The sequence below is a fragment of the Rhizobium sp. BK251 genome, from assembly GCF_004345245.1.
In the GTDB taxonomy this organism is placed as follows: Bacteria; Pseudomonadota; Alphaproteobacteria; order Rhizobiales; family Rhizobiaceae; genus Rhizobium.
Genome location: NZ_SLUQ01000003.1, coordinates 289,897 through 302,882, shown reverse-complemented (window position 1 = coordinate 302,882; position 12,986 = coordinate 289,897). Strand labels below are relative to the sequence as shown.

The 12,986-nt window shown below is 61.3% G+C and carries 10 protein-coding genes; 5 read left to right on the top strand and 5 right to left on the bottom strand.

Features of this window, described 5'->3' with window-relative positions; genetic code table 11:
- The first annotated feature begins 28 nt into the window (after positions 1-28).
- Together glnA and hspQ are read left to right on the top strand one after the other, a co-directional pair.
- Positions 29-1,438, top strand: coding sequence for a type I glutamate--ammonia ligase (gene glnA, locus EV286_RS08515; RefSeq protein ID WP_132956596.1), 1,410 nt, complete (start codon positions 29-31; stop codon positions 1,436-1,438).
- A 173-nt stretch (positions 1,439-1,611) separates the two neighbouring features.
- Positions 1,612-1,941: a heat shock protein HspQ gene (gene hspQ, locus EV286_RS08510; RefSeq protein ID WP_132956595.1), complete on the top strand. Its 330-nt coding sequence runs from the start codon at positions 1,612-1,614 to the stop codon at positions 1,939-1,941.
- Between the two features lie 141 nt (positions 1,942-2,082).
- Here the strand turns inward: hspQ and EV286_RS08505 are convergent, their stop codons facing one another.
- Positions 2,083-2,748 (bottom strand): invasion associated locus B family protein, encoded by a 666-nt coding sequence (locus EV286_RS08505; RefSeq protein ID WP_132956594.1) that lies wholly within the window; start codon positions 2,746-2,748, stop codon positions 2,083-2,085.
- Between the two features lie 269 nt (positions 2,749-3,017).
- Here EV286_RS08505 and EV286_RS08500 point away from each other — a divergent pair, with 269 nt between their 5' ends.
- Together EV286_RS08500 and EV286_RS08495 are read left to right on the top strand one after the other, a co-directional pair.
- The gene (locus tag EV286_RS08500; protein WP_132956593.1) at positions 3,018-4,820 is read left to right on the top strand and encodes an extracellular solute-binding protein; all 1,803 of its coding nucleotides are present in this window, start codon (positions 3,018-3,020) and stop codon (positions 4,818-4,820) included.
- An 84-nt stretch (positions 4,821-4,904) separates the two neighbouring features.
- Positions 4,905-5,576 (top strand): DsbA family oxidoreductase, encoded by a 672-nt coding sequence (locus EV286_RS08495; RefSeq protein WP_132956592.1) that lies wholly within the window; start codon positions 4,905-4,907, stop codon positions 5,574-5,576.
- 3 nt (positions 5,577-5,579) lie between these two features.
- Here EV286_RS08495 and EV286_RS08490 read toward each other — a convergent pair whose 3' ends face one another.
- From EV286_RS08490 to EV286_RS08480, 3 genes are read right to left on the bottom strand one after another with little or no spacing between them, the layout of a single operon-like run.
- Complete coding sequence (locus tag EV286_RS08490; protein WP_132956591.1) at positions 5,580-6,047, bottom strand: OsmC family protein; 468 nt, start codon at positions 6,045-6,047, stop codon at positions 5,580-5,582.
- Positions 6,048-6,056: 9 nt separating this feature from the next.
- Positions 6,057-9,560, bottom strand: a complete 3,504-nt coding sequence (gene mfd, locus EV286_RS08485; RefSeq protein ID WP_132956590.1) for a transcription-repair coupling factor — start codon at positions 9,558-9,560, stop codon at positions 6,057-6,059.
- On the bottom strand, positions 9,557-9,874 hold the full coding sequence (locus EV286_RS08480; protein ID WP_132956589.1) for a succinate dehydrogenase assembly factor 2: 318 nt from the start codon (positions 9,872-9,874) through the stop codon (positions 9,557-9,559). The genes mfd and EV286_RS08480 overlap by 4 nt, the downstream gene beginning before the upstream one ends.
- Positions 9,875-10,044: 170 nt before the next feature.
- On the opposite strand from EV286_RS08480, the gene recG reads away from it, so the two are divergent.
- Positions 10,045-12,150 (top strand): ATP-dependent DNA helicase RecG, encoded by a 2,106-nt coding sequence (recG, locus tag EV286_RS08475; RefSeq protein ID WP_132956885.1) that lies wholly within the window; start codon positions 10,045-10,047, stop codon positions 12,148-12,150.
- Between the two features lie 99 nt (positions 12,151-12,249).
- Here recG and EV286_RS08470 read toward each other — a convergent pair whose 3' ends face one another.
- Positions 12,250-12,936 carry a DUF502 domain-containing protein gene (locus tag EV286_RS08470; protein WP_132956588.1) on the bottom strand — a complete coding sequence of 229 codons (687 nt, stop codon included), beginning with the start codon at positions 12,934-12,936 and terminating at the stop codon, positions 12,250-12,252.
- Positions 12,937-12,986 lie beyond the last annotated feature (50 nt).

Sequence of the window (12,986 nt, the reverse complement as noted above, 5' to 3'; positions counted from 1 at the left end):
AATCGTCATCCAAGTCAAGGGAAGCATTATGACGACCGCTAACGAAATTTTGAAGCAAATCAAGGACAACGAGGTCAAGTTCGTCGACCTGCGCTTTACGGACCCCAAGGGCAAGCTGCAGCACGTCACGATGGATGTTGGTTGCGTTGACGAAGACATGTTCGCCGATGGCGTCATGTTCGACGGCTCCTCGATTGTGGGCTGGAAGGCCATCAACGAGTCCGACATGGTGCTGATGCCCGATCCGGACACCGTTCACATGGACCCCTTCTTCGCCCAGTCGACGATGGTCATCCTCTGCGACATTCTTGATCCGGTTTCGGGCGAAGCCTACAACCGCGACCCGCGTGGCACCGCCAAGAAGGCCGAAGCCTACCTGAAGGCCTCAGGCATCGGCGACACCGTTTTCGTCGGCCCGGAAGCCGAATTCTTCGTCTTCGACGACGTGAAGTACAAGGCTGACCCCTATAACACTGGTTTCAAGCTCGATTCGTCCGAACTGCCGTCCAACGACGACACGGACTACGAGACGGGCAACCTCGGCCATCGCCCGCGCGTCAAGGGCGGCTACTTCCCGGTTCCTCCGATCGATTCCGTGCAGGACATGCGTTCGGAAATGCTGACCGTCCTGTCGGAGATGGGCGTCACCGTCGAAAAGCATCACCACGAAGTTGCTGCCGCTCAGCATGAGCTCGGCATCAAGTTCGACACGCTCGTGCGCAACGCCGACAAGATGCAGCTCTACAAGTATGTCGTCCACCAGGTCGCCAATGCTTACGGCAAGACGGCCACCTTCATGCCGAAGCCGATCTTCGGCGACAACGGCTCGGGCATGCACGTACACCAGTCGATCTGGAAGGGTGGCAAGCCGACCTTCGCCGGCGACGAATATGCAGGCCTTTCCGAAAGCTGCCTCTACTATATCGGCGGTATCATCAAGCACGCAAAGGCGATCAACGCCTTCACCAACCCGTCGACGAACTCCTACAAGCGTCTTGTCCCGGGCTATGAAGCACCGGTTCTGCTTGCCTATTCGGCACGTAATCGCTCGGCTTCCTGCCGCATTCCGTTCGGCTCGAACCCGAAGGCAAAGCGCGTCGAAGTCCGCTTCCCTGATCCGACGGCAAACCCGTACCTCGCGTTCGCTGCCATGCTGATGGCCGGCCTCGATGGTATCAAGAACAAGATCCATCCCGGCAAGGCGATGGACAAGGATCTCTACGATCTGCCGCCGAAGGAACTGAAGAAGATCCCGACGGTTTGCGGCTCGCTGCGCGAAGCGCTGGAAAGCCTCGACAAGGATCGCAAGTTCCTCACGGCCGGTGGCGTCTTCGACGACGACCAGATCGATGCCTTCATCGAGATCAAGATGGCGGAAGTCATGCGCTTCGAAATGACCCCGCATCCGGTCGAATTCGACATGTACTACTCGGCATAATGAAAAGAAAAGCCCCGGTTCGCCGGGGCTTTTTCGCAAAAGGGGGGTTCCGGGGTCCGAATCGGAGCCAGTTGGTGGCAAGGCTAATGTGACGGTTTCATGAACAATGGGGCCAGAAAGCCTTGATAAGCCCGGCTCCAATCACCAAATCTGGTGAGAAAGGAAGTCGTACCATGAAACAGCGTAATGCAAAGTTCAGTATTGGCGAGGTCGTCCGACATAGGGTCTTCCCGTTCCGCGGCGTGGTCTTTGACGTGGACCCGGAATTTGCCAATACCGAGGAGTGGTGGAACTCCATCCCTGCCGAGGTCCGCCCGAGCAAGGACCAGCCCTTCTATCACCTGCTCGCTGAAAACGACGAGAGCGAATACGTTGCCTACGTCTCCGAGCAGAACCTCATAACCGATGAAAGTGGTGAGCCGCTGCGCAATCCGCAAGTGGACCAGATTTTCGATCGCGCCCCGTCCGGCCAGTTCAGACCCAAGATGAGCTTCGCCCACTAAGCGCGATCCAACATTGAAGTTTCCAGGGATCCCGCCTCGCGCGGGATCTTTTGTTTAGGCGGGCGCGCAACGAGCAGCCGCACTATCAAACAAAAAGCCCGGCACGAGGGCCGGGCTTCGTCATTGCTAAAGGCGGAGTTTTTACTGAGCCTTGGCGGCCTTCTGGGCGTCCTCAAGCTTCTTGCGTGCTTCCTCGGCCTTCTTCTGCATGCCTTCCTGGAGGCTGCGCTGCGTCTCGGCGAGCTTCGATTCGGAAACCGGAGCGCCATCAAAGGCGCCCGTGAAGCCTTCGAGCGAGACCTTGATCGGGTTCGGAGCGCGGCGGAAGTTGATCGAGGTGAAGATGACTTCGCTGCCCTTCTTCAGGCTCGCGACCATTGCGTCCGTCAGCGGGATTTCAGCCGTGCACTTGTCCGGCAGGCAGATCGCGTAGTCGATCTTCTGGGGCTTGCCGCCATCGATCTGCATGCCGATGCCCGGTGCGATGAGACGCGCCGTGGGTACGGAAACCTGCAGAAGCTTGCGGTTCACCTTGCCCTCGACCGTGATCAGGCCGACGGCGGTAACGAGCTGTCCGCCATTGGCGACAACGAGGTTCTGAACGACGCAGATGTCGCTGTCTTCCTGCTTGCTGCAGGTCTTGTACCAACCCAGACGAGGCGCGGCCGGCGCAGCCGGCTGTGCACTGTCGGTCGGAGCCGCAGCGGCATCCTGTGCAAACGTAACGGCCGGAGCCGACGCAGCGCCGATCACCACGGCCAGTGCGGACAGAGCTGTCCGTATTTTCTTGTCTGACTTGAACATCATAACGAGATCCGTCTCCTGAAAGTCGCCCGGGGCAACGACCTGCTGCCCCTTTTCAAACGGTCGATTGGCCTCCACCTCACGGAAAATTAAGGCAAATGCGTGACCCGATGTCTTCCGACCACCTGTTACATCGCGTTGCAAACGATATCCAGCACTTCTTTGGCTTTTTCGCGGTCATCGCCAAGAAATCATGAGCAATTGTTGGATTCGACGGTCCCCATGATAAGCTTTTTGCGAATCAAGCCCTTTTGCCGGAAAGGATTTCCGTCGTGCTCCGGATCGCTCTTCCCTTTGTCTTCGCGCTTGTCGCCAGCGCCGCGATCGCCCAGCCGCTTCACGGCATTGCCATGCACGGGGACCCCGCGCTGCCGCCGGACTACACGCATTTCAGCTATGTCAATCCGGACGTGAAAAAAGGCGGAAAGATCACCTATGGAGTGGTCGGCACCTTCGACAACCTCAATCCCTTCATCCTCAAGAGCATGCGCACGACCGCGCGCGGCATGTGGGACCCGGAGTTCGGCAATCTCGTCTACGAATCCCTGATGCAGCGCTCGAGGGACGAGCCCTTCACCATGTACGGCCTGCTCGCCGAGAGCGTGGAGTGGGACGACGATCGCACCTTCATCCAGTTCAACATCAATCCGAAGGCGAAATGGCAGGACGGCCAGCCCGTTACGCCCGAAGACGTGATGTTCAGCTTCGAACTCCTGCGCGACAAGGGGCGCGTTCCCTTCGCCAGCCGCCTCAGCGTGGTGTCGAAGATGGAAAAGATCGGCGAGCACGGCGTACGATTCACCTTCAACGACAAGGCTGACAGGGAGACGCCGCTGATCTTTGCGCTCGCGCCGGTCCTGCCGAAACATGCCATTGATCCGGAAACCTTCGACCGCACCTCGCTCACGCCGCCAATGGGCTCCGGCCCCTACAAGGTAAAGTCGGTCAAGCCGGGAGAGAGCATCACTTACGAGCGGGACCCAAACTACTGGGGCAAGGACATTCCCGCCAAGGTGGGCTTCGACAACTACGACCAGCTTACCGTCCAGTATTTCCTGCAGGATACGACACTCTTCGAGGCCTTCAAGAAGGGCGATGTCGATGTATATCCGGACGGCAGCCCAGGGCATTGGGCGACGGCCTATAATTTTCCGGCGATCGCATCCGGCACGATCGTGAAGGACACGTTCAAGCCGAAGCTGCCGAGCGGGATGCTGGGCTTCGTCTTCAATACGCGCCGGCCGATGTTCGAGGACGCTAAGCTTCGCGAAGGGCTCTCCCTGGTTTTCGACTTCGAGTGGGCGAACAAGAATCTGTTCTCCAATGCCTACAAGCGCACGGAAAGCTTCTGGCAGAATTCCGATCTTTCCAGTTTCGGGGTCCCCGCGGACGAGCGGGAGTTGACGCTCCTCGGCCCGATCAAGCAGCGCATCCAGCCCGACATCCTGAACGGGACCTACAAGCTTCCGGTCACGGACGGCTCCGGCCGAGACCGCAACGTGCTGCGCCAGGCGGTTCAGCTGCTGAAGGAAGCCGGCTATTCGATCCAAGGCGGGAAAATGGTCGATGCCACTGGCAAGCACCTCGCATTCGAGATCATGACCCAGAACACGGATCAGGAAAAGCTCGCGGTGGTCTACCAGCGCTCGCTGCAGACGCTCGGAATATCCGCCTCGATACGCACTGTCGACGATTCGCAATATCAAAGCCGTACCAATAGCTTCGACTACGACGTTATCATCAAGTCTTACCCGTCTTCGTTGTCTCCGGGCAGCGAGCAGCTCTCGTTCTGGTCGTCCGCATCGCGCGACCGCGAAGGGAGTTCGAACTTCGCCGGCGTCGCCGATCCGGACGTCGATACGCTGATCGATCATATACTGGCGGCGCGCTCGGCAGAGGATTTCACCGCGGCGGTACGGTCGCATGACCGGATGCTTCTTTCCGGCCATTATGTCCTGCCGCTCTATCATACCGACCAGCAATGGATTGCCCGCAACAAGCGGATCGGCCATCCTGATAGCGTGCCCCTCTACGGATATCAGCTGCCAACCTGGTGGGATGCCAGCGCTCAATAAGGTGGTTCCCTTTTTCTGCCTGGTTGCACTCCCGCCGGCAACGGCCTAGATGGCAGCCATTGCCGCAACCTTGAAGGAGAGCCCATGGAACGCATAACGATCGACGTCGTCTCGGATGTGGTCTGCCCCTGGTGCTACCTTGGCAAGGCGCGGCTCGAACTAGCCATCGCCGCCGTGCAGGACGAAATCGGCGTCGACATCAACTGGCGGCCCTATAGGCTCAATCCCGACTATCCGCCGGAAGGCGTCGATCAGAAGAAGGCGTTGGAGCAGAAGCTGGGCGGCGCTGAACGTGTTGCCCAGGGGCACAAGATGCTTAGCGATCTCGGCCGCGAAGTCGGCATCAACTTTGATTTCGAGGCGATCAAGATCGGTCCGAATACGATGGATGCGCACCGCCTTATCCATTGGGCGATGACCGAGAGCCGTGAGAAGCAGGACCGCGTCGTCGCCGCGCTGTTCAGGGCCAATTTCGAGGAAGGGCGCAATGTCGGCGACCACGCCGTCCTCCTCGACATTGCCGAGGCCGCCGGCCTCGATCGTGCCGTTACTACGTCGCTGCTCGCATCCGATGCCGATCGCGAGCTGATAGTCACGGAAATAGATGCCGCGCAGCAGATGGGCGTCAACGGCGTGCCCTTTTTCATCTTCGACCAGCAGTATGCCGTGAGCGGCGCGCAAACGCCTGAGGTGCTGGCCAACGCTCTGCGCGAGATCGCGGCGCTGAAGGCCGAAGCACGCGCCTCGCTGAACTAGGGTTCAGGCGAAGACCGGTTCACAGCGCACGTCGGTGGTAACCGAATTGGCGATGAAGCACGCGTCATGCGCTTCATGGTGCATGGCGCCGATCTCGGTCTTGGTTGGCAACTTGTCGCCACTGAAAACCACGCTGGGACGCAGCGTCACGACCGTCATCGCGAGCTTGCCTTCGGCATTCCTGGCGAGGATTCCCTCAGCAACGTCTTCATAGCTGTCGATGCAATGACCACGCTTGGCGGCAATCGACAGGAACCAGAGCATGTGGCAGCTCGAAAGCGAGGCGACGAACGCCTCCTCCGGATCAACAGCGTCCTCCACCGAATAGGGCAGCGGTACGACATGCGGTGAAGAAGAGGCGCGCAGCTCGATTCCACCGTCGAAGCGCCAGGTATGGGCGCGGCTGTAGCGATTGTCGGAAAAGCCCTCGTCCTTCTGCTCCCACGCGATCGTTGCCTTGTAGCTCGCCATTTTCCCCTCCTATTTCGCGAGTTCCGCGAGCTGCGTCATGACGACCGCTGCCCCCTGCAGCCGCTTTTCCGGCGTTGGCAGATCGCGTGTCAGGAACACGCTGTGATCAGGGCGAATCTTCGCCGTTGTCCCCTGCTTGGCGATATAGCCGACGAGTGCAGCTGGGTTCGGGAACTCCTTGTTGCGAAACTGTACCACGACGCCCTTGGGTCCGGCATCGAGCTTCTCGACATTAGCGATGCGGCAGAGGAGCTTGATGTAGACGATCTTCAGCAGATGCTGCACCTCGATCGGCAGCGGACCAAAGCGGTCGATCATCTCGGCACCGAACGAGTCAATCTCCTTGATATCGGCGAGTTCGCCGAGCCGGCGGTAGAGCGCCATGCGCAGGTGCAGGTCCGGCACGTAGTTGTCGGGAATCATGACCGGCGTCCCGACCGAGATCTGCGGCGACCAGCCGGTATCATGGATCTCGTCTTCGCCCTTCACCTCGGCCACCGCCTCTTCCAGCATCTGCTGGTAAAGCTCGAAGCCGACCTCCTTGATGTGGCCGGACTGCTCCTCGCCAAGCAGGTTGCCGGCGCCGCGAATGTCGAGATCGTGGCTTGCGAGCTGGAAGCCGGCGCCAAGCGTATCGAGGGACTGAAGCACCTTGAGCCGCCGCTCGGCAGTCGCGGTCAGCATCTTGTTCACCGGCAGGGTGAAAAGCGCGAAGGCCCGGACCTTCGAGCGGCCGACACGCCCGCGCAGCTGGTAGAGCTGCGCAAGCCCGAACATGTCGGCGCGATGAACGATCAACGTGTTGGCAGTCGGTACGTCGAGACCGGATTCCACGATCGTGGTCGACAGGAGCACATCATAGCGGCCCTCGTAGAAGGCGTTCATGATGTCCTCGAGCTCGCCCGCAGGCATCTGACCGTGCGCGACCGCGACCTTCAGTTCCGGCACGTCCGACTGCAGGAAGGCGTGGATATCGGCGAGGTCGGAAAGGCGCGGGCAGACGTAGAAGCTTTGGCCGCCGCGGTAGTGCTCGCGCATCAGCGTCTCGCGGATGACGAGTGAATCGAAAGGCGAGATGAAGGTCCGCACCGCCATGCGGTCGACCGGTGGCGTGGTGATCAGCGAGAGCTCCCGCACGCCGGTCATGGCGAGCTGTAGGGTCCGCGGGATCGGCGTCGCCGAAAGCGTCAACACGTGCACGTCGCTCTTCAGCTCCTTCAGCCGCTCCTTGTGCTTCACCCCGAAGTGCTGCTCCTCGTCGATAACAAGCAGGCCGAGATTCGCGAACTTGATGCCCGCGCCGAGCAGCGCATGCGTGCCGACGACGATGTCGGTCTTCCCGTCCGCGACCTCCTTCTTCGTCAGTGCGAGGTCCTTGGAGCCGACAAGCCGCGAGGCCTGCTGGATGCGGATCGGAAGTCCGCGGAAACGCTCCGAGAAGGTCTTGAAATGCTGGCGGGAGAGCAGGGTCGTTGGCACGACGACAGCGACCTGAACGCCATTCATCGCCGCGACGAACGCGGCCCGCAACGCCACCTCCGTCTTGCCGAAGCCGACATCGCCGCAGACCAGGCGATCCATCGGCCGCCCGGCCCCGAGATCCTCCCGAACGGCCTCGATGGCGGTCATCTGGTCCTCGGTTTCGTCATAGGGAAAGCGCGCGGAAAACTCGTCATAGAGCCCGTCCGGCGCGGTGAGGACTGGCGCATGCCGCGTCAGGCGCGCAGCCGCGATGCGGATGAGCCCGTCGGCCATGTCGAGCAGCCGCTTCTTGAGCTTGGCCTTGCGGGCCTGCCAGGCGCCGCCACCGAGCCGGTCAAGCTGTGCATCGCTCGCCTCCGAGCCGTAGCGCGACAGCAGCTCGATATTCTCCACTGGCAGGAAGAGCTTGGCCTCGTCGGCATATTGCAGTTCCAGGCAGGCATGGGGCGCGCCTGCCGCCTCGATGGTCCGAAGTCCGATAAAGCGGCCGATGCCATGTTCGGCGTGGACCACGATCGAGCCTTCGTCGAGGCCACCAACTTCGGATATGAAATCAGCCGCACGCTTGCGCCTCTTGGAGCGGCGCACCATGCGGTCGCCAAGGATGTCCTGCTCGCCGATGACGACGAAGTCGCCGCTTTCGAAACCCGCTTCGAGGCTGAGCACGGCCGCAGCCGCCTCGCCCCTTGCAAGGGAATCGATGTCCTTCAGCGCCTCGATCGGCTTGACGCGCTCCAGACCGTGTTCGTTGAGGACCTGCAGCAGCCGGTCCAGCGAACCCTCGGTCCAGGCCGTGATGAGGACCTTTCCGCCGCTCGCCCTGCGATCCGCCACGTATTTGACCGCGAGATCGAAGACATTGACGCGTTGTTCCGCCTCGATGCCTTCGCCGGCCGGCCGCGCCCAGCGCGGTCCCGGCCTTGCATCGAGATTGATGACACGGCGCGCTTCGCCTTCATGCTCGTTGAACGGCGAGATGCGGATGGTGTTCAATGCGTCGAGGATCTTCCCGAAGCCGCTGCCGTCGAGGTAGAGCTGGCCGGGCGAGACGGGTTTGTAGGGTGTGCCCTGGGCCATCTGCCCCTTCCGTTGCTCGCCGGAGCTGCGCCGTGCCTCATAGTAGTCGAGGACGAGCTTCGAACGCTCCTCCGCCGCCTCGCGCACTGTGTGGTCGGTAACGATGCGAAAGCCGCTCAGATAGTCGAATACGGTATCCAGCTTTTCGTAGAAGAGAGGCAGCCAATGCTCCATGCCTGCATAGCGGCGCCCTTCCGAAACCGCGACGTAGAGCGCGTCGTCGCGTGTCGCCGCGCCGAAGAGCGAGAGATAGTTCTTCCTGAACCGGCTGATCGTGTCGGGCGTCAGCGTCACTTCGCTCATGGGGTTGAGATCGAGCGAGCGCACCTGCCCGATCGTCCGCTGGCTTGCCGGATCGAAGCTGCGGATGCTTTCCAGCGTGTCGCCGAAGAAGTCGAGCCGCACCGGCTCCTCCGTGCCGGGCACGAAGACATCGAGAATGCCGCCACGTACGGCATATTCACCGACCTCGCGGACCGTTGCGACGCGATCGAATCCGTTTCGTTCTAGCCGGCCCACTAGATCGTCCATCCGCAGCTGGTTGCCGGGCCGGGCCGAGAAAGCGAGGCTCTCGATCACCTCCTGCGGGGCGACCTTCTGCAGCATCGCATTGACCGTTACCAGCGCGATCGCGGGATGCGGCTTCTTGTGATGCGCGATCAGCCCGCCCAGCGCCGCAAGACGGCGAGCCGAGGTATCGGCGCTCGGCGAGACGCGGTCGTAAGGCAGACAGTCCCAGGCAGGCAGCGTCAGAACGGGAATATCCGGCGCAACGAAACCGATCATCTGTTCGAGGTCGGCCATCCGCTGACCGTCGGAAAGGACATAGGCCACGGGCTGCCCGTTGCGGGCGAGTTCAGCGAGCAGGATGGCCTCGATGCCGGAGGGCGCGTTGCCAATCGTCAGCGGCTCCGCCGTGGCGGCGAGCCTCTTCGCATCAAAGCCCGAGATCATTCCGGCGTCCCGAAATATTCGCTGAACTTGCGGTCGAAATCAGGCTTGTAGGCCACGATCCTTTCAAACATCGGCGTGCGGAAGCGATCCGGCAGCGGCCAGGTCCCCATGACCCAGCGCAGCAGGTCATTGTCTTCTTCGGCCATGATGGCCTCCAGCTCGTCGAGCTCGACCTCCGAAAGGGTCGCAAGCTCGGCTTCGGCGAACTGCCCCAGGACCAGGTCCATTTCGCGAATGCCGCGATGCCAACAGCGAAACAAGATCCGCCTGCGGCGCGGATCGAGGTCGGCACTGCTGAGGGTTATGCCTGTCATCGAAGATACCTTCCTGTTGATGCGCCTCTATAAAACATTGGCGGAACAAGTGGGAACCGGTTTTTGCGAAAAAAGCGGCGAAGGCGGTCAAATACTCCGCTCAGGAAATCCTTGGATTTCACTGGTCGCGAGTCTTGCCAACGGACCGCCTCTCGTCGCATTTTGCCCGTATGCGCCCCGCCATCCTCGATCCGCTTTTCTCCTCCGTCGCGACGCTTCCAGGTGTCGGCCCGAAGGTCGCGGAATTTCTGGTCAAGCTGCTCGGGCGAGAAGGTCCGGAAGACTGCCGCGTCATCGACCTCCTGTTTCACGCGCCCCATTCTCTCATCGACCGGAGCCAGCAGCCTGGCATAGCACGCGCGCCACAGGGCGCGATCGTCACCATTACGGCGCGTGTCGACCGCCACCAGCCGCCACCGCGCGGCCGCAGCAACGTGCCCTACCGTGTGTTCCTCCATGACGACACCGGCGAACTGACGCTGGTCTTCTTCCGTGGGCAGGCGCAATGGCTGGAGAAGCAACTCCCCATCGACGAGACGGTAACCATCAGCGGCAAGATCGACTGGTTCAACGGTCGCGCCTCCATGGTTCACCCGGACTATATCGTCCGTCTTGAGGAAGGCGAGAACCTGCCTCTGATCGAACCGGTCTATCCGATGACCGCCGGCCTCTCGCCGAAATCGCTTCGCAAGATCATCGAGGCCGCACTCGCCCGCCTGCCGCAGCTTCCGGAATGGCTGGAGCCCTCGCTGCTGCAGCGGCATGGCTTTTCCTCGATCACGGAGAGCTTTCGCGCACTCCACGAGCCGCAAGAAGCGAGCGACATAGACCCGAATGCACCGGCCCGCAGACGCATCGCCTATGACGAATTCCTCGCCGGCCAGCTCTCATTGTCTCTGGTTCGCCAACGCCTGCGCAAGGTGCCGGGCCAGCCCGTCCACCCGACCGGCGCGGTGAGCCGCAGGATTCTCGAGGCGCTGCCGTTCTCGCCTACCGGAAGCCAAAACGAAGCGGTCGCCGATATCCTCCGGGACATGGCGGGTACGGAGCGGATGCTGCGCCTCCTGCAGGGCGATGTCGGCTCCGGCAAGACACTCGTCGCACTGATGGCCATTGCCGCCGTCATCGAAAGCGGCGGACAGGCGGTGCTGATGGCACCAACCGAAATCCTCGCCCGACAGCATTACGCAACGATATCGAAATATGCTGCGGATGCAGGTATTTCCGTGGAAGTGCTCACAGGCCGCGCGAAGGGCCGCGAGCGCGAGACGATTCTCGAGAGGATCGCATCCGGCGAAGCCCAGCTGGTCATCGGCACCCATGCACTATTCCAGGAGAGCGTCAGCTACGCCAACTTGATGCTCGCGGTCGTAGATGAGCAGCATCGCTTCGGCGTCCACCAGCGGCTGCGGCTGACAGCCAAGGGCATCTCGCCGCATATGCTCGTGATGACCGCGACACCGATCCCCCGCACCCTGGTCCTCGCCGCCTTCGGGGACATGGATGTCTCCAAGCTCACCGAGAAGCCCGCGGGCCGCAAGCCGATCCAGACGATCACCGTTCCCCAGGAGCGGACCGACGAGATCGTGACGCGGCTGAAGGGCGCGCTTGCCGAGGGCCGGAAGGCCTACTGGATCTGCCCGCTTGTCGAGGAGTCCGAGGAATCCGACCTGATGTCGGCGGAAGAACGCCACGCAACGCTCACACAGGCCCTCGGTCCTGGCGTCGGCCTCGTGCATGGCCGCATGGCCGGCCCCGAGAAGGACGCTGTCATGATGGCGTTCAAGAACGGAGAGCTGCGCCTTCTCGTCGCGACGACCGTCGTAGAGGTGGGCGTCGATGTACCGGATGCCACCATCATGGTCATCGAACATGCCGAGCGTTTCGGGCTCGCGCAGCTGCACCAGCTGCGCGGTCGCGTCGGGCGGGGCGACGAGGCTTCGAGCTGCATCCTGCTTTATCGCGGGCCATTGAGCGAGACTGGACATGCGCGCCTCTCGATCATGCGCGAGACCGAGGATGGGTTCCGCATCGCCGAGGAGGACCTGAGACTGCGCGGCGAAGGCGAATTGCTCGGTACACGGCAGTCCGGCACGCCGGGTTTCCGCATCGCGAGTCTCGAGGCCCATGCCGACCTGCTGGAGATCGCCCGCAAGGACGCGGCCTATGTCATTGACAGGGATCCGGAACTGACCGGGGAGCGCGGGGTGGCCCTGCGCACCCTCCTCTACCTCTTTCGCCGGGACGAAGCGATCCGCTTTCTCAGGGCAGGCTAGATCAATTCCAGCAAAAGTGCGAAGCGGTTTTGCGTACGGAATTGCGTAAAAACAAAGAGATAGAGCATTTCTGTGATTCGGAGAAAAAACGAAAATGCTCTAGTCGACGTTCGAGCCGACAAGCGTCTTCCTGATGATTTTTTCCTTGTGGTCGGGCACCACGAGGCCGCCGGAAATCAGCAGTTTTGCTGCGTCTTCCGGGGTCATGTCGAGCATGACGATCTTGTCGCGGGGAACGAAGATCAGGAATCCGGCCGTCGGTACGGGTGTTGGCGGCAGGAAGACGGTCACCATCTCCTTGCCCATGGCGTTGAACTTGGACGCCACCTCGCCTTTCGCATCCGTGGAAATGAAGACGAGGGACCATAGGCCAGCGCTCGGATACTCGATCAGTCCGACCTTCTTGAAGGAATTGGATTGCTCCTTCAGGACCGACTCGAAGATCTGCTTCAGGCTCTTGTAGATTGTCCGAACGAGCGGCATCCGGTGTACGATCGATTCCCCGAAGCGCACGATGCTCTGGCCGATGAGGTTCTTGCCGAGGAAGCCGACGAGCGTGATGAACACAACCGCAATCAGCAGGCCAAATCCGGGGATCGCGAAGTTCAGATACTGCTCGGGATTGTAGCGCGCAGGGATGTAGGGTCTGACCCAGCTGTCAGCCCAGTGAACGAACGTCCAGGTCAGCCATATGGTGATTGCCAGCGGGGCGCAGATGATGAGACCCGTTAGGAAATTGTTCCTGATCCGCGTCGCAAAGGACATTCGGTTCGGATTGTCCGTCATCGCTATTCGTCAACTCCACTGAGCCCTTCGGCCGGCCGATCTTGCGGCCT